The 25,012-nt window shown below is 49.2% G+C and carries 23 protein-coding genes and 1 tRNA gene; 12 read left to right on the top strand and 12 right to left on the bottom strand.

Annotated elements, in window-relative coordinates:
* Nucleotides 1-17: 17 nt before the first annotated feature.
* From FYJ85_RS11995 to FYJ85_RS11985, 3 genes are all read right to left on the bottom strand, one after another.
* Nucleotides 18-317, bottom strand: coding sequence for a PHP domain-containing protein (locus FYJ85_RS11995; RefSeq protein ID WP_154418823.1), 300 nt, complete (start codon nucleotides 315-317; stop codon nucleotides 18-20).
* A 41-nt stretch (nucleotides 318-358) separates the two neighbouring features.
* Nucleotides 359-934 (bottom strand): helix-turn-helix domain-containing protein, encoded by a 576-nt coding sequence (locus tag FYJ85_RS11990; protein WP_154418821.1) that lies wholly within the window; start codon nucleotides 932-934, stop codon nucleotides 359-361.
* Nucleotides 935-1,082: 148 nt separating this feature from the next.
* The gene (locus FYJ85_RS11985; protein ID WP_177996507.1) at nucleotides 1,083-2,495 is read right to left on the bottom strand and encodes a sigma-70 family RNA polymerase sigma factor; all 1,413 of its coding nucleotides are present in this window, start codon (nucleotides 2,493-2,495) and stop codon (nucleotides 1,083-1,085) included.
* A 400-nt stretch (nucleotides 2,496-2,895) separates the two neighbouring features.
* Between FYJ85_RS11985 and FYJ85_RS11980 the strand changes: the two genes are divergently transcribed.
* Both FYJ85_RS11980 and FYJ85_RS11975 read left to right on the top strand, forming a co-directional pair.
* Nucleotides 2,896-2,972, top strand: a tRNA-Ala gene (locus FYJ85_RS11980).
* 139 nt (nucleotides 2,973-3,111) lie between these two features.
* A complete protein-coding gene (locus tag FYJ85_RS11975; protein WP_206213137.1) occupies nucleotides 3,112-4,419 on the top strand; it encodes a tyrosine-type recombinase/integrase in 1,308 nt (435 codons plus the stop codon).
* On the opposite strand, the gene FYJ85_RS11970 is transcribed toward FYJ85_RS11975, so the two are convergent.
* Nucleotides 4,376-5,857 (bottom strand): DUF4357 domain-containing protein, encoded by a 1,482-nt coding sequence (locus FYJ85_RS11970; protein ID WP_154418816.1) that lies wholly within the window; start codon nucleotides 5,855-5,857, stop codon nucleotides 4,376-4,378. The genes FYJ85_RS11975 and FYJ85_RS11970 overlap by 44 nt on opposite strands.
* A gap of 166 nt (nucleotides 5,858-6,023) precedes the next feature.
* On the opposite strand from FYJ85_RS11970, the gene FYJ85_RS11965 reads away from it, so the two are divergent.
* From FYJ85_RS11965 to FYJ85_RS11950, 4 genes are all read left to right on the top strand, one after another.
* On the top strand, nucleotides 6,024-6,392 hold the full coding sequence (locus tag FYJ85_RS11965; protein ID WP_154418814.1) for a helix-turn-helix transcriptional regulator: 369 nt from the start codon (nucleotides 6,024-6,026) through the stop codon (nucleotides 6,390-6,392).
* 2 nt (nucleotides 6,393-6,394) lie between these two features.
* The gene (locus FYJ85_RS11960) at nucleotides 6,395-7,771 is read left to right on the top strand and encodes a DNA primase family protein (protein WP_154418812.1); all 1,377 of its coding nucleotides are present in this window, start codon (nucleotides 6,395-6,397) and stop codon (nucleotides 7,769-7,771) included.
* 101 nt (nucleotides 7,772-7,872) lie between these two features.
* A complete protein-coding gene (locus FYJ85_RS11955) occupies nucleotides 7,873-8,343 on the top strand; it encodes a hypothetical protein (RefSeq protein ID WP_154418810.1) in 471 nt (156 codons plus the stop codon).
* 1 nt (nucleotide 8,344) lies between these two features.
* Nucleotides 8,345-9,952 carry a hypothetical protein gene (locus tag FYJ85_RS11950; RefSeq protein ID WP_154418808.1) on the top strand — a complete coding sequence of 536 codons (1,608 nt, stop codon included), beginning with the start codon at nucleotides 8,345-8,347 and terminating at the stop codon, nucleotides 9,950-9,952.
* Nucleotides 9,953-10,007: 55 nt separating this feature from the next.
* On the opposite strand, the gene FYJ85_RS11945 is transcribed toward FYJ85_RS11950, so the two are convergent.
* Together FYJ85_RS11945 and FYJ85_RS11940 are read right to left on the bottom strand one after the other, a co-directional pair.
* Nucleotides 10,008-10,472, bottom strand: coding sequence for a hypothetical protein (locus FYJ85_RS11945; RefSeq protein WP_154418806.1), 465 nt, complete (start codon nucleotides 10,470-10,472; stop codon nucleotides 10,008-10,010).
* Nucleotides 10,473-10,624: 152 nt separating this feature from the next.
* Complete coding sequence (locus FYJ85_RS11940; protein WP_154418804.1) at nucleotides 10,625-11,704, bottom strand: virulence RhuM family protein; 1,080 nt, start codon at nucleotides 11,702-11,704, stop codon at nucleotides 10,625-10,627.
* A gap of 277 nt (nucleotides 11,705-11,981) precedes the next feature.
* Between FYJ85_RS11940 and FYJ85_RS11935 the strand changes: the two genes are divergently transcribed.
* The 6 genes from FYJ85_RS11935 (at nucleotide 11,982) to FYJ85_RS11910 (ending at nucleotide 16,508) form a co-directional block, all read left to right on the top strand.
* Nucleotides 11,982-13,331, top strand: a complete 1,350-nt coding sequence (locus FYJ85_RS11935; protein WP_154418802.1) for a beta clamp domain-containing protein — start codon at nucleotides 11,982-11,984, stop codon at nucleotides 13,329-13,331.
* A 130-nt stretch (nucleotides 13,332-13,461) separates the two neighbouring features.
* A complete protein-coding gene (locus tag FYJ85_RS11930) occupies nucleotides 13,462-14,091 on the top strand; it encodes a DUF1281 family ferredoxin-like fold protein (RefSeq protein WP_154418800.1) in 630 nt (209 codons plus the stop codon).
* A 21-nt stretch (nucleotides 14,092-14,112) separates the two neighbouring features.
* Nucleotides 14,113-14,544, top strand: a complete 432-nt coding sequence (locus FYJ85_RS11925; protein ID WP_154418798.1) for a hypothetical protein — start codon at nucleotides 14,113-14,115, stop codon at nucleotides 14,542-14,544.
* Nucleotides 14,544-15,347 carry a PD-(D/E)XK nuclease family protein gene (locus FYJ85_RS11920; protein WP_168963285.1) on the top strand — a complete coding sequence of 268 codons (804 nt, stop codon included), beginning with the start codon at nucleotides 14,544-14,546 and terminating at the stop codon, nucleotides 15,345-15,347. Before FYJ85_RS11925 ends, FYJ85_RS11920 begins: the two co-directional genes overlap by 1 nt.
* A 1-nt stretch (nucleotide 15,348) precedes the next feature.
* Complete coding sequence (locus tag FYJ85_RS11915) at nucleotides 15,349-16,080, top strand: DUF932 domain-containing protein (protein WP_154418794.1); 732 nt, start codon at nucleotides 15,349-15,351, stop codon at nucleotides 16,078-16,080.
* Nucleotides 16,081-16,196: 116 nt separating this feature from the next.
* The gene (locus FYJ85_RS11910) at nucleotides 16,197-16,508 is read left to right on the top strand and encodes a hypothetical protein (protein WP_154418792.1); all 312 of its coding nucleotides are present in this window, start codon (nucleotides 16,197-16,199) and stop codon (nucleotides 16,506-16,508) included.
* A 57-nt stretch (nucleotides 16,509-16,565) separates the two neighbouring features.
* On the opposite strand, the gene FYJ85_RS23135 is transcribed toward FYJ85_RS11910, so the two are convergent.
* From FYJ85_RS23135 to FYJ85_RS11885, 6 genes are all read right to left on the bottom strand, one after another.
* The gene (locus FYJ85_RS23135; RefSeq protein WP_168963286.1) at nucleotides 16,566-16,721 is read right to left on the bottom strand and encodes a hypothetical protein; all 156 of its coding nucleotides are present in this window, start codon (nucleotides 16,719-16,721) and stop codon (nucleotides 16,566-16,568) included.
* Between the two features lie 138 nt (nucleotides 16,722-16,859).
* Nucleotides 16,860-17,324: a hypothetical protein gene (locus FYJ85_RS11905; protein WP_154418790.1), complete on the bottom strand. Its 465-nt coding sequence runs from the start codon at nucleotides 17,322-17,324 to the stop codon at nucleotides 16,860-16,862.
* Between the two features lie 387 nt (nucleotides 17,325-17,711).
* Nucleotides 17,712-19,019 (bottom strand): FAD-dependent oxidoreductase, encoded by a 1,308-nt coding sequence (locus FYJ85_RS11900; protein ID WP_154418788.1) that lies wholly within the window; start codon nucleotides 19,017-19,019, stop codon nucleotides 17,712-17,714.
* Nucleotides 19,003-20,784, bottom strand: a complete 1,782-nt coding sequence (locus FYJ85_RS11895; protein ID WP_154418786.1) for a hypothetical protein — start codon at nucleotides 20,782-20,784, stop codon at nucleotides 19,003-19,005. The genes FYJ85_RS11900 and FYJ85_RS11895 overlap by 17 nt, the downstream gene beginning before the upstream one ends.
* The gene (locus tag FYJ85_RS11890; RefSeq protein ID WP_154418784.1) at nucleotides 20,765-21,430 is read right to left on the bottom strand and encodes a DUF1559 family PulG-like putative transporter; all 666 of its coding nucleotides are present in this window, start codon (nucleotides 21,428-21,430) and stop codon (nucleotides 20,765-20,767) included. The genes FYJ85_RS11895 and FYJ85_RS11890 overlap by 20 nt, the downstream gene beginning before the upstream one ends.
* Before the next feature lie 34 nt (nucleotides 21,431-21,464).
* Entirely contained in the window at nucleotides 21,465-25,010 is a 3,546-nt protein-coding gene (locus FYJ85_RS11885) for a sugar-binding protein (RefSeq protein ID WP_154418782.1), read from the bottom strand.
* Nucleotides 25,011-25,012: the final 2 nt, after the last annotated feature.

The following is a 25,012-nucleotide window of genomic DNA, read 5'->3' as shown; positions in this document are numbered from 1 at the left end:
ACTGCGTCGACCGCCTCCTAGCCGGAGGCGTATTCGGCCGGAAACTCCTCCGGCACACCGAGTGAAAGCAGATGCCACGGAATCCCGCGCGGTCCCTGCGGATGAATTTCGATGCCGGGAATCAGAGTCATGCCGCAGCTGTCGTAACATCCGACCGGGTGGGTTTTGCGGTGATCGGTCAGGGCCAGAGCCCGGTAACCGTGATCCGCGTAGCGCCGGATAACCTCCTGCGGCGGAAACTGCCCATCCGAAACAGTCGAATGCGTGTGCAGACCGGCCTTGAACGTTTCGAGCGTCTTCCCGTGAAATTCGATCATGTTCAGCACCTTTCCTGTAAATTGAGGAGGAAGTTCCCCGTTCAGCTGCCCGTTTCGCGGATGAAATAGAAAGCCAGCAACGCGGCCGTTTCGCCGGAGTCATTCTCGGGTGCGTGGGGGAGAGCGCCGTTGAAGAACAGGCAGTCTCCGGCAGTCAGTTCGATCCGGTCGCCCCCGATCCGGTAGGCGAAACTGCCGCTCTGGACGTACAGCAGCTCGTCGGCCTCGGTCGATACCATCTCACGGACCGGACCGGGTGGAATCGTGACGAATAAAAGTTGCATATTGACGGCCGAAAGAGGGGCTTCCAGAATCATCTCGTAGGTGAGGTTCCGCCCTTCCTCCCGTTCAACCGGGCTGCGGTCGGCCGGCCGGACCAGCAGCCATTCCGATTTTTTTCCGGCGGTCATCCCTTCGAAAAGCGCCGCAAGGTCGATCTGCAAAGCGGCGGCGATGCCGACCAGGACCGGAAGCGAAGGAATCGTCCGGAAATTTTCGATTTTCGACAGCAGCCCGGCCGTCAGCCCGGTCCGGTCGGCCAGGGCCTGCAGCGTCATTTTACGCTCTTTCCGGATTTTCTTGATTCTAGTGCCGAGCACAATCAGCTGTTCCCGCATAACCGTCTCCGTTTCTGATAATATATTGATTTGAAATCAAAATACAAAATAAAATTTGATAAATAGTAAAATAAAAAAGGTAAATTCTACCCGGTCAGTAAAATCTGGACGTCCAAACCGGACAACTTCGGATTTTCCCGCGCAGCTGCTATTCGGTCTGGACGCAGCCGTCCAGATACTTCAGCTTGGCGGGGGAACGGAGGTTCTCGATGATTTTCGCCTCGATCTGCCGGATGCGCTCCCGGGTCAGATTGAACCGTTTGCTGATTTCGACGAGCGGCAGACACGGCTGTCCGAAAAGCCCGAAGCGCAGAATGATGATCTGCTGGTCGCGCTCCGGCAAAGTCCGCAGCATTTCGTACAGTTTCTCATAGAGCAGATTCCGGGCGAACTCGCGCACGGGATTGGCGGAACTGTCGTCAGCGATGAGATCCTCAAGCATGGCGCCGTCCTCGCTGTTGGCGATCGGAGCCTGCAGCGAAATGGTCTGGCAGGACATTTTCTTGATCGCGCTCACGCGCGCGACCGGCATTTCAAGCATGGCGGCCAGCTCCTCCACTTCGGGTTCGCGGCCGTTGGTCTGAATGAACCGCTGCTCCGCCCAGGTCATGGAATTGATCGCATGCACCATATGGGCCGGAATGCGGATTACGCGCGACTGTTCGGCGATCGAACGCGAAATATTGTGCTTGATCCACCAGCTTGCATAGGTGGAGAACTTGTTGCCGAGCCGGAAGTCGAATTTTTCGAGCGCGCGGAGGAGCCCGAGATTGCCTTCCTGAATCAGGTCGTTGAACGGCAGCCCGCGGTTGCGGTATTTCTGCGCGATGCTGATGACAAGCCGGAGATTGGCCTCGATCATTTTCTGGCGCAGCTCCTGCAGTTGCTCGTGGGTATCGAGCAGCTCCCGGATGTACCCGGTGAATTCGGTGAGGGTCATCAGGAACCGGTCCTCAAGCATCTGGAGCCGCTGGCGGTTGACCGGTCCCGGCGTGAATTTGATCCGGCTGTCGAGGTTGATGCTGGGCTGGAGCACCTTGACCCAGTCGATGATGATCTGAAAATATTCGCCGAGCTGGTCGCCGGAGACATCGAATTTGGAGAGGATGCCGGCAAGTGCTTCGCGGCGCGCCGGATAATCCTTGCTCCTGGATTTGAAGGCGGCCGCCAGCTCTCCGTGGCTGCGCTTGAGCTCTTCGCGCCAGATGGAGAGCTGGGAAAGCAGCTCCCCGGAAGAGATCTCCTCTTTACGCAGCGACGACGGCTGAAAATAGTCGGCCGGGTCGGAATTCGAGTTGAGGCATTCGTCAAGCAGCCGGAGATGCTCCTGCGTCACAAACCCGAATGCGTGCAGCTGTTTGCGCATGGTCCGGGTCACGGCGTCGATCTGATTGCCGAGCTCCTCCTGCTGTTCCGGCGGCAGGGGCGGCAGCTTGCCGATCTGCCGGAGATAACTGGAAAGGGAGTCCGCGAAATCATCGGAGCCCATTTCGGGCAGCGAATGCGCGTTGACCGAAGGTTCCGGAACCGGCGGCTTCTCTCCCCTGTCAGCTGAATTCATATTGCTCATAATCCAGAAATATCCGGGCTTGAATCGGATGAACGATCCGCTCCAGGCCAGTCCTTTGTTCTGTCCGCGCCGAAATTCCGGCACAGAATTCAATCCGTACATTGTTACTATAATGCAGAAAAAAAAAACTTCAACTTTTCCGATGTCCTCCCGGCTGATTTTGCTCTCATTTTGACGGTTTGCACCGGGCAAGCCCGACGAAACCGGCCCAAAGGCCCGGAGCGGTCCCGGAAACCGTTGGAAACGCTCCAGCCAGTCACCTGCCGGAAGCGGAATTTTCGGAAACTCCGTTAAAAATCACGTTTTTTTCTTTTCCGCGCCTTGCAATTTCTCCGATGATTACTATATTATAAACTGTCAGCTCCGGTGACCCCGGGGATGATGCTAAAATGGGGCTGTAGCTCAGTTGGCTAGAGCGATACGTTCGCATCGTATAGGTCATGGGTTCGACTCCCACCAGCTCCACCATTTTTAAGCTCAAAAACGGGGATTTTTCCCCGTTTCTTCCCCATAAAGTTCGCGCATCGGACTTTTGTGTGCTATATTGCGCCATAATCTGCCAAAACAGGTTATCAGAATGAACGCAGGAAGCAGGATCAAAAACCGAATGCAGAAACTTCGCGGAACACTTAGAAGAAAAAATGCCAAAGGCTCTTTCTACTATCGACTCACAGTAGCCAATGGTGTACGAAAAGAATTTGCGTTGAAGACAACCGATGAACTCGAAGCACTTCAACGTGCAGAAGAGCTGGATTCCATCTGGGCTGCACCAACAATGGATGTGGCTGCCGCTCAAATCAACGCCATGAAAGGTTTTTCCCGACAAGCTCAAATGTTGCCGCTTTCAGAAGGATGGGCCAAATATGAAATTCATCCGGAACGTGCAACTCCGCATACCGTCAGCGAACAACTCTCTTACAAGACAACGTATGAAGATTTTGTTGCATTTGTTACAACTCCAGGAAAGCATCATACAGTCATTACCTCTGTAGCAGAATTGAACAGCAAAGTCGCAGAGGAATACGCGAGCTTCCTGAAATCCCAAGCACAAGCTGTTGATACCCATAATCGTAAAATCAAGCGTTTGCGGAAGATATTCGACTGTCTCAAAGACTATTACTCCGGAGAAAATCCGTTTCGATCTAAAACATTGTTACGCAATGCCAGAGAGGAACAGGCCACCATTGTAAGGCGACAGGCGTTCAGCAAGGAACAGGAGCAGCAGCTCCGCGAGGTTCTTGCTGACGACCAGTACCATGTCATGAACAAACCGGAAATCCGTGTCATCTACTACATCGGCATGTTCACCGGGCAACGTCTGAAAGACTGTGTGCTGCTGCAATGGCAGAACGTCGATATGGAACGCAGGCGAATCTGGGTAAAGCAATTTAAAACCGGTAAAGAGGTGACCATTCCGATGGCCGCCGAACTCCATGCTGTACTCAAGGAAGCGCAGGCCTGGAAAGAGGGTCAATATGTCTGTCCGAAATCCGCTGCACGGTATAATAAGGTGGATCGAAACGGAAAGAGCGTAGGAGTCAATCTTATCAATATCGATGTTTTACGTGTGATCCGCTGGATCGGCTTGGAACCGTCGGTTGCTGTTCCCGGACGCAGTAAAAAGATGACGGTATATGGGTTTCATTCTCTCCGTCATGCATTCGCGAGTTTCTGTGCTGAGGCTGGAGTTCCCAAGGCGGTTCTGCTTTCCATTCTCGGGACCGACTCTGAAATCGCAGACAAATATTACACCCACGTCGGAGATGCTGCCCAACAGCAGGCGATTGATGCGGTCAGCGGAACCATGAACGGCAAAAGCGACCGAGATAAAATCAACGAAGCTTTAGCTGTTTTAAAAAATAACTTTGATATCACTCCTGAGTATCGAGAGAAACTAATCCAGATTTTGAGTTAAGTTTAGATGCAGAACCAACGTTGCGTGATTTCAAAAAATCCCGCAACGTTTTTCCTTGACTGTTTTTCCAACAACTCAAGCCGTTACGTTTATATCCGCAGACTAACCAGGCCGCCAAAGAAGGAGAATGGACTTCTGTTGTCTTTAGGACACGATAACAGCCATCGGCAGATTTTCGGAGCCGCTTTTCTCGGAGCTTCTTTTGAATAAAATTTGAAATGGCCCAATCCTCAATGGCATCAACTGTATTTGCCAATTTTGATCCCTTCATAAGGTAACAGCAATTTTTTTTGATATTCCAAATAAGGGTTGCTGAGTTCCCCTCTTTTTTCTTGCCGTGGTAAAGGTAAAAAACGTTCTTACATCCTAGCAAATACATGGTATCTAGACATACCGTTTTCATTTCGCGATTGTCAATTAGGTTTTCATCATGACACATATCTTCCGACATATAGGATTTTCTAATAAAACGGTAGTATCGCTGACATAATGCACTCAACTCTAAATTATTCGGTTGCCGCCCGTTGTGAGTTGCAATAAAGTAGCTCTCTAAGGCTTTTTTTACTGGAACAATTTTGTCTGTTTTTGAAAAAAGATGGTTTTGATATATTGAGATAAATTTGAACTCTTCTGTTTCTGGATGATCATAAATAACAAAGCCAGATGAAAATATGGCCTCTGCTTCACTGTCTGTATCGTATGGATTCTTATTTTTGGTTGATTCTATATTAAAATCATGATAGTGTTTGCTGCTTATTGTTGCGATACTATCTGAATAAACTGAAATATTTGAACTGATATCCCAGTCGTTGGGATTTAAGGCTAATCTTTCTTGTATTTCTTCTTCACGCCTGTTTACAACTTTACATCTGACCTGATCGCGATATAATACATAATCTCCACTGTTATCAAAATGTTCAGGGGAATATTTTTCTGCAATCTTTTTTTGCCAAGAAGATAAGTGCTTCCAAAAAATATGATAATCTGCACGTTTTTCTGCATAGCGTTTGGCAAAATGAAAATTTGTATCCATACGGTTCACCCAGCGGGTATCAACGGGAATAATCAACATGTTGGAAGCCACTCTGGCATCTGGGCAATTTAACCTCTTTTTGAATTCTTCAAGTTCCTGTTGGATGCGAGCTGAATCCTTTGCTTTTTTGAGTTTTTTTTGTTTTTTATGCTTATATAAACGATAATCCGGAAATTGCCCAGTCAATATACTAGCTTTTAATAACAAGTTATAGTCTTTATCTGCTTCCGCAAGGAGTCTAATCATTTTGATAAATTCAATGATTGTGCTATATGACGCAAATGGGGCTCTGCACATACACTGTAAGACCAAACGAAAAAGTGCAGGATAGATCCCATGCTGATACGAAATATATTCTACATTGGAGATCAGACTGCGAATCTCATTTAATTCTTCTTGTTTCATTTTTTTTAAATTTTTAGAGTATTATTCAGAGTAATTCTTATTGCTTGTAATATAATGTATTCATGCTTAAAAGCAAGTAGAAAATCTTATTTTATATCGATTTATGACACTATTGTCATTCTCCGGATTTGTGGTATAATTATTGCAAACCAGGAAAGGCACAAAGATGAAAGAATTTCAGAATCAAGTATTACGACCGCAGACGGCACGCTTAGTGTGCCGTCTGGCGAGCGTACTGCTTGATTCAGGAACGATTACGGGGGAAGAATACAATATTATTTCAAGAAATCTCCACGCTCTTGCGAAAACAGGGGAGTTAGCTCCTGCGATAGCCCCGAAACTACTAACTCCCCAAGAGGTTGCTGAGCTACTTTCTATTAGCTATTCGCAGCTGCGCTCGCTTGAGAAGGAGGGGACTTTTCCATTTAGTCGGAAATTGGTTGGGAATAAGACGGTACGCTATAGAAACACTGACATTTATGATTACATAAATGCTTCGGATACAAAAGAAAAACAAACAGAAGGAGAACAGTAATCATGCAAGAGTATCAACCCATCATCGAGAAATTTGGAGAACCATTCCCCACGGAGGGACGGAGAAATCCCCGCGTCAATCCTATTTTCTTCGCAGCAGCCTTCCAGCAAGACACTCAGGTAAAATATTTCCATGATGTTGGCTGGTTAAAAATGAAAAATGGTCGATGGCATAGCACATCTTCGGCCGCCATCAAGATTGCGATTCGCGATCTAATTCTACGGCTGATGCGATCAACCTCTAAATCATGTTTTTCACAGATAACGCCTGGCTTGCTGCATGAAATTATGCAGATGGTTCAACTTGAGAATGGGGCCGAGAGATTCCCGCCACTTGATCCAGATATCATTCCAGTTACGAACGGGATTCTTTACTGGGAATCTGTAAGCCAAGAGTTGAAATTTCGAGATTATAATCAAGAAGACATGATTCTTGATTCCCTAACCGTTCCCTATGTCCCGAATGCAAAAGCGCCATTGTTTGAGGAAAAAATCCGGGAGATTATTCCGGATGCGGATGACCGACGAGTTATTCAGGACTACCTAGGGGCCTCGCTCTTTCCTGCCAACCGGACCAGAAAGTTCCTGCTGTTCCAAGGCGAAGGAGGGTGTGGGAAGAGTTTACTGGTTCTACTGATATCGAAAATACTTGACCCTAAACGGGTATTCGATCTAAATTTCAGAACTATTTCCAGCCCTTTTGGTTTTTCAGACTTGACGACTCAGACCCTGTTGACGGCCTCGGAAGCCATCAGTGGAGCCTTGTGTTCTTCTAGAGGCGAATTCGTCAAGAAAGCTGTTGGCGGAGACTATTTTCAGACGGCCCAGAAATTCGAAAACCTTAAGAAGAAACATCATGGGACCTTCTCGTTGATTATAGTTACTAACCACAAAATGTCGGTAAAATTTGAAGGCAAGGGGCAAGAATGGAAAGACCGAATGCTGCCGATTTTGTTCCATCACCATATTCCTGAAGAAAAACAGGATCGAACTCTTGTCGATCGCCTGCTGGCGGAAGAAGGCAGCGGTATTTTAAACTGGATTCTTGATGGAGCAAGGCATGTACGGAGCAACAATTGGCGGATTGAGCTGACCACAACGCAGAAGGTTCGTCGCGACAAGCTGGTGGATGAGATTCGGTCGATGGACATGTTTGTCTGTAACTATATCAGACGTTCAGCAGGCAATGAATTCTCTTCAAGGTCGGCTTATGCCACCTATATCAGACACCAGAGAGACCTGGGACTTGAGTTCCTTGAAGAAGCTGCTTTTTACAAGCGTTTTGCAAAGTCCATGGGGACGGAATACGATGCCATCGGCTCTAATTCCATCCATGGACAAAAGATTCGTGGCTACAAGGGCTTCGAGTTACTTGACTGAAAAAAAGGTACATATACGCGCGTATATAAAAATTGCAAAAACGTGTATTTCCCGTCGTTGCCGTCGTTTTTCGATGGCAACGGCGGATAAACTCAAACAAAATGGAGGAAACCATGCTAACAGAAACAGAAGAAAAATTCTTCACAGATCGTTTTGAAAAAATGAGTTTTGCCCGAACAGGCAATGATCCAAAAGAGGAAATTATTGAACCGGAGATTGTCGATGCCGTTCCTATACCATCTGCAAGTTCTTCTGAGCAGAAAAACGACTCTCTCATCTTAAGCTTTCAGCAACGATTCCATGTTTCGCCATTTCCGTTGACTGCGGAAAAACTTGAAATCATCGTCAGGGCCATCGACTGGGAAGGACCGCAACACCTGGGTTTCTTTTACCCGGTTGAATTACGTAAAGAATGTGGAATACTGATCCCATACCCGATCCTGCATTTTTCCGATGTCGGATTTCAAAGGATGCTTGCCACGTGGAATTGCAATTCCTGTTTTTTCAAATGCCAGGCAATCGGGACCGTTTTGAACTTCTATTATTATCTGCAATCCAACGGGAGAAAATAAAATGTGGATTACCAAACAGACAGAAAATGCAGAACAGATCAAGTTGACGGATGCTACTTCAAAAGTTATTATTTGGGCGATCAATCATGCTGATTCACCTGAGATTTCAAGATTGGGAAATCTGACACATATCCCCTTCTTTCAAGGTTTTTCCAATTCTGACGGTACGATTCTTGTGGATACAAGCACATCGGGAATAACGGTTTCTAGACAGAAAAAAACATTGAGTTGTAACTATCCTGTAATGCAATCGGCCTCCCCCATGCTTCCGGTTCCATCGTTATACAACATCACTTCTTGGGAATTTCAATCCATTCTTCAAGAAATACTCGGAAATATTGATTACATTGCTTTAGCACAGAAGCTCGGTCTCAATCAAATTGATATGGATACCATTTCAGGCAAACTAATCCGTTCTCATGCAGAATCATCCACCCTACAGACATGGATTGTGGCGGAAACTCCATTACCCCTCTATAATGCAAATGGAAATCTCAAAGCCCTATACTGTCACGCGGGGAACGGGGTTTTTGAAGTAAAATGCTTCAAATACAATGACCTTCCTGGCGAATATCCATTTTTGTTCAAACCACGCCAATCCGGTGTTTGGTTTTCCAAATACTGCAACTTCTCCTCCAATCCATGGCAATTTTCCACATCAATTTACATCGCACAAGCCAATCCTGGTATGGGGTGGTTTTGTACTGCGGATGGAGCCGATAAATTGGATTGGGAAATACTTCGCCACATGCATTCTGAAATCATTTTTCCACACTATCAATCAGACCCCCTTTTTAATCGAACTGCTTTGTCTGAAATATTGCCAATTCTTACCGAAGCAAAGCGGCATAACATAAAAATGCGAGTACGCCAAGTCAAAGTTCGAGAAATGAATCCTATGGATTTTTACAGGGGTGAATGGGTGGATGATAATGAGACCACCATTCTTGAAGAATCAGAGCTGAAAAAACGTGCATGGGAACAGGGGATCAAGCTTGATCCGATCTGGTTTCCGAAGCCCTACGAAGTTACCTTGAAGCAAAAAAAATATAACGGAAATCTTCCGTATTTCTGGCCGGCTGGTTCTATCGCATTGTTTGAGTCGAATAGAGCTGATCTTTTCATGAGAGAATTGTTAAAATATCTTTCAGAAAAAACAAAAGAGAATCGGAATATTGTTGTTGTAATTCCCAATGGTCAAGATGGATATATTCAGAAGTTTCTCCGTTGTCTGGAAAAAAATACGGCGATCACGATTGTCAATACAGAAATTTTGAAGGATGACTTGGAGTTCGAGATGAAGCTGCGTGAAAAAAATGCGGATGTCGTTTTTTTCTACGCAGTCAATGATGACTTCAACAAAGAGTTTGAGCGCGGGATTGGCTTGGCAATACAAACCGAGCTTCCGATAGCGATTTTCTCGTTTTCGAAAGAAGGCAATAGCCCTCTGTGTGAAGTGGCAGATCACACCTATATTGTGGAGGGCAATAACCCTGCAACAGGATTTCGTGTGGAGAATATGGAAACGGGCGAAATCAAAAAATATCTTTTTGAGCCTAATGGCGATGTGCGCATAGAGCCCGGAACAGAAGAAGATATGGTTGAATAAAATTTCTGTCGAAATATCGTTTCATCCCCGGTTACGTATGGTAGCCGGGGATAATTTATATCTTTTGAGAAACTCCATAGCTCCGCTGATGTGGTATTCGTTCATTACAGAACTGTGGTTCTGTCAGATTCAGAATCCATTGATCCAGATGTTCCAGCATTTCTGTTGAATTGTTTACTGTGATACGGATGTTGTCAATCTGTTCGACAGGTGACATGGAATGAGATGTCCAAAGTCGCCTGATTACAGACAGGAGATCGGCAAGGTCGTATCGTCCGTATCCATCGCAGATGAAGAGGAAGAGGATATAGTGTTTTCCATATGGATCATAATGCCAGCAGTAAGTCGGGATGAATGCTTTCCGATTCAACGTGATCTTAAGAGAGTTCAGATATTTGGAGAACTCACCTCCGTCTATCGCATGGAACCGATAGATTCCAACAGATGCGGATTCGTACTTGGCAAGATAACGTTCGATGATGTTGTGGATGACGCTTTGCAATGGATGAGATTCAGTCATGGCATTTCTCCTTGATCGTGGTTCGTTGAGCTCAAAAACACGGTGTCAGAGTTATTCTCTGCATAGGATTGCCACATCCGAATCTTCTATGAAAAGGGTGTGAATTGTTCGTTGATTCCCTGCGTCAACAAATGTATTTCACGAGTTGACTGTCACTCTTTCCCTTCTGTAAACTTGCTGTTTTTCCTTGTCTGCTCCTCCAGTTCCAGAAGGAATTTGTCATAGTCGGAAAGAAATTGACGATCTTGAATGATGCGGTATTTTTCGAATTCGGTTTCAGCATGAAGTTTGGCGATTTCCGCTGTAACCTTTCCGGCATCTTTCAGAAGACCGTATTCAAACATCTCAATAAATGCGTTCAGACGTTGTTCCCAATCGGCCATGGTAAGCGGAATCTTACGGATCGCCATGTTTTCAGCGAAATCCAGATAAGCGGTTACCATCCGGTTCAGTTGAGCCAGTTCCTGTTCGGTGAGATAGTTTTTGGCGATTACGACATCCGACTTCCGTATCTTGCCGTCCGGAGCATCCTGCCATGTTGTCAAGCCCATATGAGTCTTGTCGGCATTGGCGCGTGAAACAATCAATTCCGCTGCGGTATGACCGTGAACAGCAAAGTGCATTTTATTCTGAACGGTTGCATAGAAGCGTTTCGTTGCAAGCGCGGTGCGGTCGTAATCAATGGCAGTTGCATAAAGATCGGTGATTTTCTGATAGAATTTACGCTCGCTGGCACGGATTTCACGAATCCGTTCCAACTGTTCATCAAAATACTTGTCAGTCAGAAAAGTCCCTCTTTTGAGGCGTTCGTCATCCATGACCCAACCTTTGATCGTGTAAGTCGAGGCAATTCCATTAACCCATTTTCTGAATTGAACCGCACGCTCAGAATTGACTTTGAAACCGACGGCAATAATCATTTGAAGGCTATAGTGCTTGACGTCCCGTTCAATGGTTCTCCCGCCTTCAGACTGAACTATTCGAAATTTTCGAATAGTTGCTTCTTCCTGGAGTTCGCTGTCCTCGAAGACTTTCTTGATGTGGTAATTGATGGTATTCGTTTCCACATCGTAAAGGAGAGCCATCATACGCTGTGTGAGCCAGATATTTTCATCCTCATATCGAATTTCAATATTCTGCGGTTCATTTCCAACAGAAGCGATATACGTCAAATATTCCGCTGCCGCACTTCTTACTGTCGGCGGCTGAGTTTGTTTCTTACAATTTTTCATTACGTTGTCTCACACGAAGATTCAAGCTAATTACTTGAAACGGAACCGTTTCATGATAAAATATATCACTCAAGACAACGTTTACAAATCCACCCCCGACTTTCCTTATGAAAAGCGTGTATGATGAAGACAGAGAAATCGTGTATTTCATTCCAGTTTCACGTATATATAACCACGTGACAGCAGGCTGAAGAGATCGGTCTGAACCTTATCAACGGCCCTTCCGGTCTTTCGGGATCGGAGGGGCTTGTTATTTTCAACATCACGGAGGTTGTGTATGAAGATTGAAGTGAACAAAAATGAATTGGAAAGAGCGTTGATCGCGCTCGGAAAACTGATCAGCCGGATGTCTCCGATTCCGGAGCATAAATCCCTGCTGGTTGAATGCAAGGATGGCAAGGTCTGTTTCAGCACCCGTTCTCCAGCTGAACAGATGACGTTCCGAACGGCGTGTGCAGGTGAAGTCGAGTTTCGCTGTATCGTGGGATTCGATGAGTTCCGGGATGCGGTTCGCGGATACCGGAACAAGGTGCTGGAGATCGAGGACAACGAAGGAATTCTGCGAATCGGGGAAAGAACTCTGTTTCCGAAGTCCGGTGTGGAATGGCGGGTTCCCGATGAGGATGAACACTGCTCTATCAGCGAGCTGCCGAAGGAGTTTGTCGCTCTGTTTGCTGCGGCATCTCCGCTTGTTGACCGGAACAACCCTCGCAAGGTCTTGCAGGGGATCAATCTCTGCCGGGAGGGAATCACTACGACCAACGGCAGGGAGCTGCTGAACATCTACGTTCCGCTGAATGTGGATGACTTCACGATACCGCTTCCGTTGGCTCTGATGCAGACCAAGACAACGGAAGCCGGTACGCTCTGCACGTGGACGGACAGAACCGGGAAGATGTGTCGCATCGAAACGGAACACTGGGTCTGGTATGCGGAGGGGTTGGAGGGGAACTATCCGAACTGGAAACAGGTCATCCCCTCGCAGAAGGCATTGGTCCGTTCGGTATCGTTTCTGCCGGAGCGAGGGCAGCAGCTTGAAATCTTCCTCAAAAACGTTCCCGATCTGCCTCCGCATAATCCTGTGGAGCTGTACCAGAGCAAACCGGGGTATTTGAACATTCTCGCTGGCGAGATGCACACCAGCATTGCGGCGGAGTTCATCGGCAACTGGAACGATGTTTCGATCAAACTCAACAAGCACGCGCTTCTTCGGCTGCTGTCGGAGGGGCATACGAAGATAGAGGCATGTGACGGACATTTCCCGATCCTTGCAACCGGAGGCACGGGACATTATATCACGATACCGTTATATCAGCCGAAAACTCAAGAACCCAAACCCATTCAAACTCAAACGGAGGAACCCAAGATGGAAAACAATGAAATGAGAGTCGTGTCCGCCCCTGTGCAGACGGTCGTTCGTAACCCGGAACCTGTTTCCGAAGCGGTCGATCCGATGGAGGAGCTGAATCACGGAATCGACGAACTGCGCGGCAGGCTCAAGCTGCTGCTCGATGAAACAGGCGTCCTGACCCGCAAGGTCAAGGAGGCAGTGCTCAAACAGAAACAGAAGGAACGGGATTTTATCCTCGCCAAACGCGCCATCGAACGGATCAAAATGGCGATCTGACAGTCAATAGACCAGCAACAGCAGAACGCTCCGGACAAGGCAATTCCCTGTCCGGAGCGTTCTGCATTATAAAGAAAGCGAGAGAAAAATGCCGAATTGGGTAACATGCAAATTTCAGCATATCAGCGACATGAACAAGTTCAGAAACGTTGCCGTCAATCCAAAGACAAACCGTATCGACTTCAATATTCTGCTGCCGATGCCTGAAACGCTGAATATCTCATCACCGCAGCATGACAAGCTGCCTTCGGGATTTGTTTTCCCGGAGATTGTAAATTCGACTTTGGATACATTCTTGCAGCAATGTCTGGATAAGGGCATTTCTGTGTCAATGGCTTTGGCTCACTATAATCGCCAGAAGTTCGGTTTCCCGGACTGGTATGATTGGCGGGTCAGCCATTGGGGAACAAAATGGAATGCGGACAACGGGGAAGAGGCAGGGGACTGCTTGCCAGAGTTCCAAACCGCATGGAGTATGCCTGAAGGCTGGCTGAGAGCTTTGGCGGAACATGTGGATTTCATTCTGCTTTACGCGGATGAGGATATGGGGCACAACTGCGGACGTGTCAATGCTCTCCGCGGAGAGATTGAAATTGAAATGCCTGAACATGAGGCGGAGGCTATTGCTCTGGCCTACTACATCCATTATGGCGATGATGGGAAGGAATTGCTGACCGATGCCAGTATGGATGTATCCAGCGATGAAAATTACCGGAATGCAGTACAGAACTATAACAGCTATATCAACAACTGGGAATGATCCCGGAAAGGAGAAGTCAAAATGTTGAAACTCAATGCGTCGTATTCCAAGAAGGTTCCTGCCGGGGAAGAGTATTCGAGCCAGAGCTATCATGCGTCGGTCGAGGTCGAACTTCCGGACGGGTTGACACAGGATCAGTTGCAGGCTCGGATTCACGAAACGTTCGATCTGGTACGGAACTCGGTTGAAGCGGAACTGCACGGAAACGATCCCCGTAATTACGGCACTTATCCGGCTTCAAACGGGCCGAAAAACGCTCCTCAAGGCAGGAGGGCAGGAGACCGTCAGAACGATGGTCCGGCGAGCCCGAAACAACTCTCGTATCTGCTTGATCTTGCCCGTCAGCGTGGCGTGACTCCGCAGCAGATCGCAGCCCGATTCCAGGTTCCGGATGTGCGTCAGTTGTCCCGTCAGCAGTGTTCCAATCAGATCAACGAATGGAGGGCTGCGTGATGGCGACCATTGACGAACTGCGGAAGGAACCGCACTGGTCGTATTCAGCATTGAATACGTACCTCAACATCTGTCAGGCGCAATACTTCTACCGTTATGTGGAACAGGCCGAGGTCGAGCGGACTTCGGTCTGCTTTCCGTTCGGCAAAGCGTTTCATGCGGCCTTGACCGCTCAGGCATGGGAATGTATGATGGGAAACTCTCTGCGGCAGGATGAGCTTGTGGAGCGTTTCTCGGAGGCGTTCAGGATCGAAGCCGAAGCTACCCCGAACCTGATCTACAAGGAGGGTGAGAACTTCGATACAATAATCGATCTTGCAACGAAAATGCTGGATGCGGCGTTGGCGAACTGGACGGACTACTACACGATCAAGGGAGTCGCGCAGGCATTCAAGGTTGATGTTCCCGGTCTGGACAAGCCCCTGATCGGCGAATACGACCTCATCGTTCAGGATGGACGGGATGTCTGCATCGTGGACTGGAAAACCTCGGCGAGTCGCTGGTCTGCCGGGAAAGCTGACCGTGATTTACAGGCGACCGTGTTCAGCTATGCCTACGAGAAGCAGAACGGCACGGCTCCGCTCTTCCGGTTCGATGTGATCACCAAGACCAAGAATCCGGGTTGTGAATCGCACTACACCAGTCGCGGTTTTCACGACTTCCGGCGTTTCGAGGCATTGGCGAACCGGGCGCAGGATGCGATCAACAAAGGCGTGTTCCTGCCCAATGAAACAAGTTACGCCTGTAGCGAGTGTCCGTATCGGGATCGTTGCAGACAGTGGCATCTGAAGAAATGGAGGTGAGATGATGGGATTGACGATGTGTGAAGGGAAGTTCGTCGGACGTGACGAGATCGCAATGGTTCCGACTCCGACCGCTACCGCGAGCTGGAAGCCTGTTCCGCACAGCGAGGTGATCGACGCTGTAACGGATGTCGTAAAGGCGCATCGCTGGACGATCCTTGAGGAACAGTATGGTTTGGCCCGTGACGGACAGCGGATGTTCGGCATGATCCGGATCAACAAAAGTTCGAGCATGGAGTGGAGCCGCTGCATCGGTATCCGCAACAGTCATGACCGCACAATTGCGGTTGGTCTGTCAGCGGGGATCAATGTCCACGTGTGCAGTAATTTGTGCTTCGGAGGAAGTACGGTTCTGAAGCGTCGGCATACCTCCCGGATCGAACTGAACGGTCTGGTTCTGGAAGCCGTGAACGCTCTGGAACTGGAGTTTTTGACTTTGGAAAATGTAGCAGAGGAGTTGAAGATCGATGAACTCAATGATGATGAAGTTCGTGCTTCGCTGGTGGTGGCGGCGGAACGTCAGGCGATTCCGTCGTGCGATATTCTGAGTGTCTGGAAGGAGTTCAAACATCCCCGGCATGAGGAGTTCGCCGAGCCGACCCGGTGGAGTTTGTTGAACGCCTTCACCGAAACAGCCAAGAAGTACAGTCCTGCCCGTGCCGACCAGTGCTACCGCAGCCTGACCCGACTGTTCGGACTGGACGGTAAACCGGCGGAACTCTGGAAAAGATAGTCCACGGGTATTCTCCCTGGCACGCCCTCTGTCGGAAGTGGTGCAAACGACAGAGTACCTCGCACCCCGGCGGCTTCGGTCGCCGGTTTTATCAACTGAAAGAAGGAGTCGTTACTATGGCGAAAGTCTTTTGTCCGAAATGTGCCTCGATTGCGAACCCGCTTCATCGCGCCAGTACGGTTGGAACCGCAACCGGGATTACCGCAGGAGGGGCCGTTGTGATTGTCGGCATGGTTCGCGGTGCCCGTGCCGGAAGCGCGTTGGGAGTTGTCGGTACGACCATCGGAGCTGTCGCGGGAGGTATCTTGAATCTCCTCTGGGGTGTCACCTCCGGAGGTCTGCTCGGCGCTCAGGCTGGCAAACTGATCGATGAAAATGTAATCGGATTGTATCACTGTCCCAAGTGTCATCTGCGATTCAAGGCATAAACCTGACCGGGGCACTCGCTATGAGTGTCCCGGTTGACAGAGTGTTCTTTTTTTGATTCATTCAGTATCTTCCGTTCTGCGTTTCTCAAGGTAGGCGATCTGATCGGGACGCAGTTTCGACTTGGCAAACCATATCGGAGGCGGGTAAGGAATCATTACCATGCGGTGGATCAGATAAAAGCCATTGATACTGGTAATTACACTTCTCTGCATTCGATATGGTTCCTCACTTTTCCACCAGGAGTCAAACCGCAGTTGAGCCAGCTTCTTCGGTTCGAGTCTGTACTTGAGTCTTGTCGTAAAACAATTCCTGTCTTCCGCTACGGGTAATCGCATGGGAACTCTCCTCTGTCATTTCTTTATTACGAAGCTCAGGATTCGGATGGTTGCACCGGGAAACTTTGCTTTGAGCTGATTCCTTGCCATGGATTCGGTCAAGGCATTGTTCAACGTTACGGTGCCATTCGTCCAGGCAGACTTTCCCCTCTTCATCTGGTAGCGGACAGTATGGGCAACAGTCTTGCCATAGGATGCCGACAGAATGCGAATCTGTCCGTTGGGATGTCTGGCTGCAAGCTGGCCGACCATCATGGATTCAGTGACCGCTCCTCTCAAGGAAGCGTTCGTTGTCGTCCATGAATTGTAACCGTCCATCTTCAGTTGATACTGTACCTTGACCGTGACATCCGCAGGAACGATTTCCCGTCCCGCCATTACAGGCGAGATGCAGCCCAAGAAGATTGCAATTGTCGTGAGTGCTATGGTAACTCTCTTGCTCATATACCACCATGCTTCAGTTATGTTGTTTTGATCCAATGCGGTTCATCCTTTCACCGAAACTCAAATTATTTCTACTGAGTTCATCGCCTAATGAATGTCCGTAATTTATCCAGTGTTTCAGGTTTCAATTGACTCTTGAGCCAATTTCAAAAGTATTGGCTCTGCAGAAAAAACAAAAAATGCAAATCTCGAACATAAAAGTCTCTGATATTCCCTCGTATGGAAAACCTCCCGGTTCAATGAAGGCGCTTATGCGCCATGCAACCAGTCCGCTCCTCTGGGGCGGTTTCATGTTCTTTGTTTTTCCAATTTTCACATTCGGCTCGTTCACGAGTCGTGTAAGGTCGAACGTAATACCCCGATAGCGAGATTATATTGTGGACATATTCAAGGTGATCTTCTGAAGTTGAATTTTTATGATTTTTAAGGTAAATAAGCTCCGGTTGTACGGATTTCACGTTGAAGCGATTCGGCAGGGAGTGCCCGAATCTCTCCATCGTCTTTTGCGAGAGCAGCGGCACATCCGGCAGCAACTCCGGTAATCATGCAGCAGGGCATGACCCGCAAACTGGCCTGCACGGGACGTTCTGCGGAAATACAACGTCCGGCGACCAGAAGATTGCGTACCTTCCGGGCGATCAATGCCCGGTATGGGATGCCGTAATTATCTCCGGGCTCATAGCTTGAATTGCATTCATCCATACGTTTGCCGACATTCAGTTGTTCCTCGGGATTCGTGCTGGATGCGTGAATGTCGATCCCGTAATAAAAACAGCCGATGTCATCCGAGAAATGACGTTTTTCCAAATAATCACTCAACGTCAGCTGATATTCCCCCAGAATGCGGCGGCTTTCACGAATCCCCAGCAATGAAGCGGTCGCCGTCAAATCGGATTTTTCATAACCGGGAACATATTTGACATAAAAATCGTGAATGATATTGGCAACCCGGCGACCTTCCGTATAGCAATGGGAACGTTCCGCTTCATCAAGAGTGTTGACATCGTAAATATGCCCGAGATTGCCGGAACCGGAACCGTTGCCGTATTCGGAAATCCCGATGATATGATGTTCTGCCAGCGGAATTTGCTGCTTATGTTTTTTCCAGAGGGGGATTGCTCCTTCGCCGCGCTGTTCGGCCTCCCGCATGGCTTCGAGATCGATATTGGAATATTGAACGCACAGCGTGGGACTCATGGTTTTTCCCTGCGCGTCGCCAAGCTCAAACGGCACTCCTGCAGCAGCAGCAACGATTCCGTCGCCGGTCGCATCGACCCATACTTTGCCGCAAATCTTCTTCAACCCCTGCACGGTTGCCACCGCGACGGCATTCAGAGTGTCCCCATTCATAATGGTATCAGCGACTTTTACATCGAAGAATGTCGTCACTCCGGCCTCGGAAAGTTTCTCATCGTAAACTTGTTTCAGAATTTCCGGATGAATATGTTGCCAGATGAAATTGATCTTGCTTTGCCCCATGCGGCGGCACATTTCGCTGATGATTTCATGGCAGATTCCGGCGGCAACTAAATTTTTGCGATCACTCATGTGAATGAAAACCGGTACCAGTCCGGCTGTGCTCATTCCGCCGCAGCATCCGGTTTGTTCCAGTAAAATGACCCGGGCGCCGCTTCGGGCCGCCGCCAAGGCCGCAGCGACTCCGGCGGGACCGGCTCCGCAAACGACGACTTCCGCTTTCGCGAGAACGGGAAGATCAAGATCGGTAATCATTGGTTATATATCCTTTGGGTTGAATGTGTGCAAATTTTTCATCACTGCATTCCGGGTGTTCGGAACCAAACAGGAATACGTGTTGGAAAGATCCGTCTCGGAATATTGTGCATTTGCACTCAAACGAAACGTTTTCCGGTAAATCCGGGAATGGGACTTCCAGAGAAAAACGGTATTCCTTATCAAGCCGTTCCATCCGGTAGCGGCTTTCCGGCGCTTCGCAATAAGTGTGCGACAACAACCGGAAACCGTGTCGCGCCGCCTGAGACGGCGGAAAAAAATATTGAGTGATCCGGCCTTGATTGGAAAGAAATATTTCAAAACAGGAGCCTCTCCACAAATCCGGATGGATTTGGCTTTCCGTTTCATAAACGATTCCGTCAAGCCGGAAAAATTTTGCTGTGGAAGTTGCTGTTATTTCGGCAATTTTTCTGCCGCTGCTGACGAATTGAAATACCGGAGAATGTGTCAAATCCACCGTTCTCTTACAATCATACGGCCAACTGCGGCGCCAGTTGCGGCAACGGACTTTGAATGCGGACAACTCCGCCGGCAGAACTGCGGGAATCGTACGAATTTCCTCCGGTTGCAACACAAGACGGCAATCCGGATTGCCGGAAAGAGTCAAAGTGTTGCTCCAGGTTTTCTGACCGCAATTTTTCAAAGTCAGAATGCCATCCCCTGGGAGTTCGGTTCCATTCGCCCGAATTTCCGGCAGCTGTCTTGGCGTGAATTGAGCGACCAGACGGGGACGGGGGAAATTCAATTTTTTCCTGAGATTCTTCAAGCGGTTCATCACCGTTTTCGGCAGCGTGCCATTGGTTTGATTGAACGGCACATCCCATGTTATCATGCCGCCGCCATCGACAACGTTGGCGGTCATCGAAAAAATCTCCTGTGCCGTATACTGAAGCGGACCGTATCCCCAATCCGCCCCCAAGTGTGCAAGGACATGATAGAACGCTCCGGCTTGACAGGGCTCAAAACAACTCCGCCAGACCGGAAAATCGGTTTCGCCGGAAGTAAAGTCTTCTTCTGCGGTAATGGATATCGGTTCCGGAAAAACGCCGGGATTGACGCAAAAACATGCTTCCGGATTGCCGCGCCGAACTGCGGCCGCCAACGAGTGAAAATTAGGTTCTTCCGGAAAATCATACATTTTATCCCGGTAAAAACAGCCGTCCAGCCACCAGCCGGAGACTTGACTCCCCCAGCGGCAGGACCATTCGGCAATGACTTCCTCCCATCTGCGCTGAAACGTACCAAGTCGGCTGTCCGGATCTGCAAACGGACTCAAAGCATTCTGACGGGCGGGCGACCACAAATGGAAATCCCATTCGGGAATGCACTGAAGCGATTTCATCGCCTGATCGTCCCATGCCGGTGCATGCGTCGGCAAATAGACCATAAGCGGGATTTCGTAAAAACGCAAGGCCGCAGAGAACTCCGCAACCAGATCCCGGTGCGAACAATGCGAATCCTGCCCGGTGCGTCCCGTCCAGCGATCCAACGATGCGTTGGGCGAACAATACCAGCCGGAATTCTGCCCGAGCGTTATGCCGCAATAGCCAGCTTCAAGTTCGGAAAGTTGCGTGGCAAGAGCTTCGACATCAAACCGTTCCACTCTGGCATTCCAGCTCGATACCGTAACGGGGGCGTGCGCGTTTTCTCGTGACAGAAAATGCAGAAACACGCCCCATTGTCCCCGCCGGAAAAGAGCGGTACGCTCCGCTTTGCGCGAGATATCAGAGCTGATCGTAAACATTGGTGCAGTCAAGCTGTTCCAGCTCGGTTTTATTGAGCGTCCTGACACTGCCGTCGCCGAACCAATTGTTGGTTCGCCTGTCGTGCCGGATATGCGCTTTGTAATTTGCCCATTGGCCATCAAAACTGAACAGCGCATGCGGAAGTGTCTGCGGCAGTTGACTGACATCGATCGAGTCCGTATACAAAATGAATTCTCCCGGAGAACGTTTTTTCCCTTCGATTATCTGAGTGGATTGTTCAATATTGGCAATCCGGTAAACGCGCTTGAAACGCTCGGACTGCAGCACATTGGTTTCACGCATTCCGTAGGAATAGGTCCAATCATTGGCGGGAAGCGGCAAGGATGGACAATTGACGAGTTTGAAGGGAGTGTGACGTAAATATTTTCCTTCCCGTAAAGTCCAGCCCCACATTTTGTAGGTGTCGCCGCCCTGCCAACGCGGCGGCGCATAGCCCTTGTAATCGTCCGCATAGAGCAGTGTCGCGGTACCGACCTGTTTCAGATTATTGACGCAGGAAATGGCATTGGCCCGGTTCCGGGCTTTGTTCAATGCCGGCAGCAGCATGGCGGCCAGAATCGCGATGATGGCAATCACCACCAACAACTCAATCAGCGTAAATTGGGATGCGGAACATTTTTTCATTTTTTTACTCCTTTTTTAATGGGGGTATTGAAGATCATCTTAAATACAGCTTTCCATATTTTTCCGGGGTTTTATCCGGATGAATACCTTTGAAAATACGCAATCCGTGACGTCCCCGTGGGGCACCGGGGGCCGGTTCGGGATCGACATCGTTCAGCAGCGCGGAAAACCCGATTTCGCTTCCCGGAGCAGGCATTGTATTCAAGCCGAGACACTCCCAGGGAAAGATCAGTTCGTAAATACTGCATCCTTGTTCCCTGCTGAAATTCACCTGAACGCGTTCTTCGCTCACATTATCCAGCAAAAGCGGATCATAAGAGGTGTGCCGCCAAACGGTAATTTTTTTGTCTTTGCCGGACGAAACGGCGTATTCCAGCACTCGGTGTCCATTCAGCCCGAATTGCGCATTGGGTTCCCACGGTTTCGCGGAATCGGGATCGAAGGCGAACTGCAATGAATCCTGTTGCCAGATCTCCGATTCCGATTTATCATTGCAATGCTGGTCATCCCGGATGACGACCCTGAAACAGAGTCCGACCGGAGAATATGTCGTTTGCAGCGTGCCGGAACACTCGTTTGCATCGAAGGCGGCAACTTCATTTTCTTTCTCCGTGAAACCCGGAAATTTATTCCATGAAAATATCGGAACCGAACTCCAGTCCACAGTTTCCCCTGATTGCCGTAACGCCGCAAGCAGAGCGATATCCAATGTTTCCACTGCGGATCTCCGCCGCGTCGCACTCTCGACAAAAAGCTTCAAAGTTCCGCCGTTGGCGGCAATATGTTCGGGAATGGTCAAACGGCAGGGAATTGATTCGTCCGGAACGGCGGTCTGCAGATCTCCCGCGAGCTGACAACCGTTAAGTTCGCCGTGAATGGTAATCTCGACAGACACATCCAGATTGGAACGGCAGGAAAACTGAACTTCCGGTGCTTCGCCAGACTGCCAGATTAACCGGAGATCGGAGAGTTCCAGCGCACCGGGGATTTTGACGGGACATCCCACCCAGCGGCCATTCTGCCGCCCCAGCACCAGAAAACGGCCGGTAACATTTTCCGAATCGCAGAACAAAAATCCGTCTTTCTCGCTTAACGGAGGAAAGACCAAAGGCTGTTCCAGATGATGTTCCAGTTGATTTCCGGTCAGCAATTTCTGTTCCGGGAGAAAATGAATATCGAGCATGCCGGAAGATTTTTTGCCGTAGAGATACAGAAGATCGGGACCAATTTCCAGCACGTTTCCGGCAGGTACGATCTGCGGGCGGCCGACCACGTCATAAATCCGTTCCACCGGAAATGGAACAGGAAACTTCTGCTGTTTTTCCGTGCTCCAGACCGTCGCCATGATTTCGTCGTTTCCCGCGTCGAAAACACACAGATAGATTTCCGGGGAAAACGCCAGCCGCACCCCGCGTCCGGTAACTCCGCCCAAATGCCGGAATGCCGTCGCCAGTGCCGCCGCGCCGGGACGGGGAAAGCCGCGGGGATCGATCAGACTGAACCCCTCCTCGCCGGGGTTGATGTTGCGGTAAAACAGCGTGAAGTAAACACATCCGGTCATCCGGGTGGTTCCCATCAACGCAAGAGAACGGGCAACATATTGTTTTTGGAGATTTTCACTGACCGGTTTCTGCCAGCCACCGATGTTCGTTGTCCAGCCGAATTCCGTATAAAAAAGCGGCATTTTCTGTTTGCCGATAGAGTCAAGATATTGTTCCAGTTCGTCGATGCGCCCGATAAATTCACGTTCCGGGGCGGTCCCATCTACATAGGGATGGATATTCAGGCCGTCGACCGCTTCAAACAAACCGAGCGCGCCAAGTTTGCGAAGCAAATGCAGATTGACATTACAAAATGCCGGCCCCAATACAACCGTCTCCGGCTTGACGGATTTTACGGCATTTCGCGTGTCTGCGTGCCACTGCACGAAGTCACTCCATGAGCCGCGCCATTTTCCTTCAGGTTCATTGAATACAGTGTAATAGGCGGGGAAATTTTCCCGATCGGCAAAAAAACGAATGACACGCCGGTATTCTTCCCGGTCAGTCGGCATCCAGATCGCATTTTTTTCCGCCGAAACAGGCTGGAGAAAGCCGGGGAGATCGCCAACCGTGTAAATTTCATTTTCCGATTCCGGTGCAACGGGGAAATACCGCCATTCCGGAGCCATGACCAAGGTTCCGTCAGTTTGTTTGCGCATGCCGGAAAATCCCGTAAAAAACCACCCCCACCGCCCGGAAACGGCGCGCTTCAGTCCGTCTCCGGCATTGATGGAAACAACGCCGTAACGGGATCTGTTACGAAGCGTTTCCGGGAGAACCGGGCCGACGACTGCGACGCTCCCGTGTGTAACGATGCTTTCCACGCCATAACGGGCCGTGACCCGGATTCGGTAGAAACCAGGCGTATCCAGCCGGATTTGTGTCGGACCGTTCAGCAACGAAGAACAGATGTTCCGACCATATTCATCGCTCAATTCAATGGTTCCGCCAGTAACCTCCTGCGGACGGAACGGAACTACTGAAATTACAGCGTTGTTTTCCGGAACAATATTATTCTCAAAACCAGTGGTGATTTTAGCTTCGGCCGACGGCAGTACCGTAATAATGACCTCACTGATCTCCATTACTCCGGTCGCATCGCCGTCGGTTGCCAGATAAAGCTGGATACCGGTCTGGCGGGAATCGAAAGTCCACTCCCCGGCAACGGTTTCAAATTGTTTCTCCCGGGCAAGTTCCGGATAAGGCGGCGGAAATTCAAGCTGGCTTCCTGCGGAAAACAAAGGTTTGAGCTGAAGTCTTCTTCCTTTGAAATCCACTGCCTTTGAACGAACCTCAACCCGAAGTCTTGCACGTTCTCCGGCTGCCAGACGCGGCAGCGGAAGATTACGGAAAAAAACGCTTTTTCCTTTGGGTTGCACTTCACCGAAATCGATGGTCATTGCTTTGCTGTTCGATTTGCCAAGTTTGACGACAGCGGAATTCGCGCTCCAACCGGAATTGTTTTTGTCAAATTCGCTTTGGTAGATTAGCTGACCGTTCTCGGGAACCACTTCAGCCATAGCATCTTCCGAAAAAGGCAGAATTTCCAGCACAATATCGTCCAGCATCAAACATCCCTCGGCATTGCCGTCACAGACAAAATAAAGTGTTGCGCTTAAATCCTCTGCACCGATCGGCCATGCTTTGGTGAAATAGGTCATACCGTCGGTTTTTCGTGGAAGCTGCAGAGCAACTTCGCTGAAAATCTGACCGCCAGAACGCCCCAGCAGAACCTTCAAATCCAACCGGGAAGCCTGAAGTTTTTCCGCTTGAATTTTGCCGGAAACCCGTAAAACGGCTTTGCCGGAGAGTTTGGGCAGTCCCACTGGCGGAGAAATTGCCATTTTTCCTGCGGCAGCGGCGGAAGTCAGCTTCAGTTGCATAGCTCCCGGTACGGATTCTACCGCCATTCCCGGTTGACTGTTCCAGCCGCGCACACCTTCCGCTTCAAACCGGAAAGACCGGAGCGTTTCGGCGGATACCGGAAAATCAGCCCGGAAAACCAGAAGCATGAAAAGAATTTGAAAATATTGTTTCAAAA

The sequence above is a fragment of the Victivallis lenta genome (genome assembly GCF_009695545.1).
GTDB classification, from domain to species: Bacteria; Verrucomicrobiota; Lentisphaeria; order Victivallales; family Victivallaceae; genus Victivallis; species Victivallis lenta.
This window is presented reverse-complemented; position numbering and strand designations above follow the sequence as displayed.

Coding starts and splice junctions, on each gene's coding strand:
- FYJ85_RS11995 (WP_154418823.1), bottom strand. CDS start 317: ATGATCGAATTTCACGGGAAGACGCTCGAAACGTTCAAGGCCGGTCTG.
- FYJ85_RS11990 (WP_154418821.1), bottom strand. CDS start 934: ATGCGGGAACAGCTGATTGTGCTCGGCACTAGAATCAAGAAAATCCGG.
- FYJ85_RS11985 (WP_177996507.1), bottom strand. CDS start 2,495: ATGAATTCAGCTGACAGGGGAGAGAAGCCGCCGGTTCCGGAACCTTCG.
- FYJ85_RS11975 (WP_206213137.1), top strand. CDS start 3,112: ATGCAGAAACTTCGCGGAACACTTAGAAGAAAAAATGCCAAAGGCTCT.
- FYJ85_RS11970 (WP_154418816.1), bottom strand. CDS start 5,857: ATGAAACAAGAAGAATTAAATGAGATTCGCAGTCTGATCTCCAATGTA.
- FYJ85_RS11965 (WP_154418814.1), top strand. CDS start 6,024: ATGAAAGAATTTCAGAATCAAGTATTACGACCGCAGACGGCACGCTTA.
- FYJ85_RS11960 (WP_154418812.1), top strand. CDS start 6,395: ATGCAAGAGTATCAACCCATCATCGAGAAATTTGGAGAACCATTCCCC.
- FYJ85_RS11955 (WP_154418810.1), top strand. CDS start 7,873: ATGGAGGAAACCATGCTAACAGAAACAGAAGAAAAATTCTTCACAGAT.
- FYJ85_RS11950 (WP_154418808.1), top strand. CDS start 8,345: ATGTGGATTACCAAACAGACAGAAAATGCAGAACAGATCAAGTTGACG.
- FYJ85_RS11945 (WP_154418806.1), bottom strand. CDS start 10,472: ATGACTGAATCTCATCCATTGCAAAGCGTCATCCACAACATCATCGAA.
- FYJ85_RS11940 (WP_154418804.1), bottom strand. CDS start 11,704: ATGAAAAATTGTAAGAAACAAACTCAGCCGCCGACAGTAAGAAGTGCG.
- FYJ85_RS11935 (WP_154418802.1), top strand. CDS start 11,982: ATGAAGATTGAAGTGAACAAAAATGAATTGGAAAGAGCGTTGATCGCG.
- FYJ85_RS11930 (WP_154418800.1), top strand. CDS start 13,462: ATGAACAAGTTCAGAAACGTTGCCGTCAATCCAAAGACAAACCGTATC.
- FYJ85_RS11925 (WP_154418798.1), top strand. CDS start 14,113: ATGTTGAAACTCAATGCGTCGTATTCCAAGAAGGTTCCTGCCGGGGAA.
- FYJ85_RS11920 (WP_168963285.1), top strand. CDS start 14,544: ATGGCGACCATTGACGAACTGCGGAAGGAACCGCACTGGTCGTATTCA.
- FYJ85_RS11915 (WP_154418794.1), top strand. CDS start 15,349: ATGATGGGATTGACGATGTGTGAAGGGAAGTTCGTCGGACGTGACGAG.
- FYJ85_RS11910 (WP_154418792.1), top strand. CDS start 16,197: ATGGCGAAAGTCTTTTGTCCGAAATGTGCCTCGATTGCGAACCCGCTT.
- FYJ85_RS23135 (WP_168963286.1), bottom strand. CDS start 16,721: ATGCAGAGAAGTGTAATTACCAGTATCAATGGCTTTTATCTGATCCAC.
- FYJ85_RS11900 (WP_154418788.1), bottom strand. CDS start 19,019: ATGATTACCGATCTTGATCTTCCCGTTCTCGCGAAAGCGGAAGTCGTC.
- FYJ85_RS11895 (WP_154418786.1), bottom strand. CDS start 20,784: ATGTTTACGATCAGCTCTGATATCTCGCGCAAAGCGGAGCGTACCGCT.
- FYJ85_RS11890 (WP_154418784.1), bottom strand. CDS start 21,430: ATGAAAAAATGTTCCGCATCCCAATTTACGCTGATTGAGTTGTTGGTG.